This is a genomic window from Kitasatospora sp. NPDC056800, assembly GCF_042789775.1.
In the GTDB taxonomy this organism is placed as follows: Bacteria; Actinomycetota; Actinomycetes; order Streptomycetales; family Streptomycetaceae; genus Kitasatospora.
The window spans coordinates 1-2266 of sequence record NZ_JBHUAL010000396.1; the positions used below are offsets into that span (position 1 = coordinate 1).

The 2266-nt window shown below is 75.0% G+C and carries 3 protein-coding genes and 1 pseudogene; all 4 read right to left on the reverse strand.

Going from position 1 to position 2266, the window contains the following annotated elements:
* Positions 1–41: 41 nt before the first annotated feature.
* The gene (locus ACFRQN_RS40595) at positions 42–755 is read right to left on the reverse strand and encodes a 2-hydroxychromene-2-carboxylate isomerase (RefSeq protein WP_117487106.1); all 714 of its coding nucleotides are present in this window, start codon (positions 753–755) and stop codon (positions 42–44) included.
* A complete protein-coding gene (gene fabG, locus ACFRQN_RS40600) occupies positions 752–1486 on the reverse strand; it encodes a 3-oxoacyl-[acyl-carrier-protein] reductase (protein WP_049655090.1) in 735 nt (244 codons plus the stop codon). Before fabG ends, ACFRQN_RS40595 begins: the two co-directional genes overlap by 4 nt.
* Positions 1486–1983, reverse strand: coding sequence for a 3-hydroxyacyl-ACP dehydratase FabZ family protein (locus ACFRQN_RS40605; protein ID WP_049655093.1), 498 nt, complete (start codon positions 1981–1983; stop codon positions 1486–1488). The genes fabG and ACFRQN_RS40605 overlap by 1 nt, the downstream gene beginning before the upstream one ends.
* Positions 1980–2266 (reverse strand): annotated as a pseudogene (locus tag ACFRQN_RS40610) (hypothetical protein); the annotation flags it as partial. The gene ACFRQN_RS40605 and the pseudogene ACFRQN_RS40610, both read right to left, overlap by 4 nt.

Below are 2266 nucleotides of genomic sequence, written 5' to 3' on the forward strand. Positions count from 1 at the left end.
GCGTTCCTCCGCCGGGGCCGTGCCGTACGCGTGCGGGCCGGTCAGCCGCAGCCGCCCGCGTGGCCGTCGTCGACGGCCCGGGCGCCGAGCCCGACCGCCGGGGCGGCCGGCGGCGGCAGCGCCCCGTCGCCGCCGGCCCGGGCCCGCAGGTGGGCGACGAAGTCCGGCAGCCGGTCCAGCCCCCAGAAGCGGTTGAAGCCCTGGACGAAGAACGGGACGCCGAACACCCCGTCGTCGCAGATGTCCTTGAGCAGCAGGGCCCCCTGCCGGCGCAGCTCCGGGTCGTCGCTCGCACCCGCCAACTCCGCCGGGTCGAGGCCCAGTTCGGCCCCGATCCCGGCGATGACGGTCCGGTCGCAGATGTCCCGGCCCTGCTCCCAGCGGGCCCGGTAGGCGGCCGCGACGAACTGCGGGCCGAGACCCCCGCGCAGGGCCCGCAGATAGGCCAGGTGGGGGACCTCCCAGACCGGGTCGCGGTCCACCGGCCAGCGGAACGCGATCCCCCGCGCGGCGGTGAGGCGCCGCACGTCCTGGAGGACGTACAGGTGCTTGGCGCGGGACATCGCGGTGTACGGGAACGAGCCGCCGAGCTCGGCCAGCAGCCGCTCGCTGGTGCCGTCCGGCTCGAAGAAGGGCCGCCACTCCACCGCCCCGGCGACGTCCGGGTGCCGCTCCAGCAGCTCGCGGTAGGCGAGCCAGGAGTACGGGCTGCGCAGCGAGAAGTAGAACCGCGGAGCCCTGCCGGACCCGCTCACAGCACCAGCCCGCCGTCGACGCCGAAGACCTGCCCGGTGATGTACGAGGCGCGGTCGGAGAGCAGGAAGGAGACCAGGTCGGCGACCTCCTCGGGGCGGCCGAGGCGGCCCAGCGGGATGCGTCCGGTGAGGTCGGCGCCCTCGGCGAGGGCGGAGGTCATGTCGGTCTCGATGAAGCCGGGCGCCACGGAGTTGACCCGGATGCCGCGCGGCGCGACCTCCTTGGCCAGCGCCTTGGAGAACCCGATGATCCCGGCCTTGGACGCCGAGTAGTTGGTCTGGGTGGCGTTGCCGTACACGCCGGCCACCGAGGACATCGTCACCAGGGCGCCGGCGCGGCGCTTCATCATCGCGAACACCGCCGCCCGGCAGACGTGGTACGTGCCGTCCAGGTTGACCCGCATGACGTCCTGCCAGGCCTGCTCGGTGAGCAGCACCAGCGGGTTGTCCCGGACGATGCCGGCCGAGGAGACGACCGCGTGGAGCGGGCCCAGCTCCTGCTCGGCGGCCTTGACGAAGGCCTCGGCCTGGGCGCGGTCGGCCACGTCGACCCGCCGGGCCAGCACCCGGGCGCCGGCCGCCTCGGCCTCCTTCGCGGTCTCCGCCGCGGCCTCCTCCCGGGACTGGTAGCAGAACGCCACGTCGTAGCCGTCGGCGGCGAGCCGGGCCACCACGCTGCGTCCGATGCCCCGGGACCCTCCGGTCACCAGGGCGACCCGTCGTGCGGACATCAGGACCTCCCGTCGGTCGTGCTTCCAGGGGCCCGGAGGAGTTCCGCCGGGCGCAGCGCCAGCGTCAACTGGCCGACCTCCAGCACCGGGTGGCCGTCCACGGTGCTGCGGCCGGAGGTGATGAAGGAGTCGCCGAGGGCGCGGACCATGGTGACCTCGTGCACCACGACCGAGCCGGGGCGGACCGGGCCGAGCACCCGGACGTCCCGGGTCCGGGCCAGCAGCACGACCTGCCCGTCCAGCACGTTGGCGTTCGGCCGCTCCCAACAGGACAGCAGCACCGCGCACTGCGCCCAGGACTCCAGCAGCTGGCCGAGCGGGTAGTCGTACTCCTCGTTGGCGGCGTCCTCGGGCACGTCCCGGTAGGCGGGCTCGGCGAGGGTGACCGCCTTGTACGCGACGAGCCGGCGGCCCGGTTCGATCTCGGCGATCCGGTCGACCAGCAGCGCGGGGTGGCGGTGCGGGACGACCGAGGTGATGGCGGCGATGTCCTTCACAGGGCCTCCCGGGGGTAGAACAGGGTGATCTCGGCGGCGAGTCGGTCGTCGGCGTGGACCTGGGCGCAGACCCGGGCCCCGTCGTGGTCGCGCTGGATCCGGGCGTCGACGGCGATCTCGTCGCCGGGCCGCACCGGGCTCAGGAAGCGCGCCCGGGTGAGCTCGGCCCGGCCGGGGCCGGGGACGGCGGCCGCGGCCGCCAGCTCGTGGACGTACTGCACCAGGCCGAAGCCGGGGACCACCGGCAGGCCGGGGTAGTGCCCGCGCAGGAACGGTTCGGCCG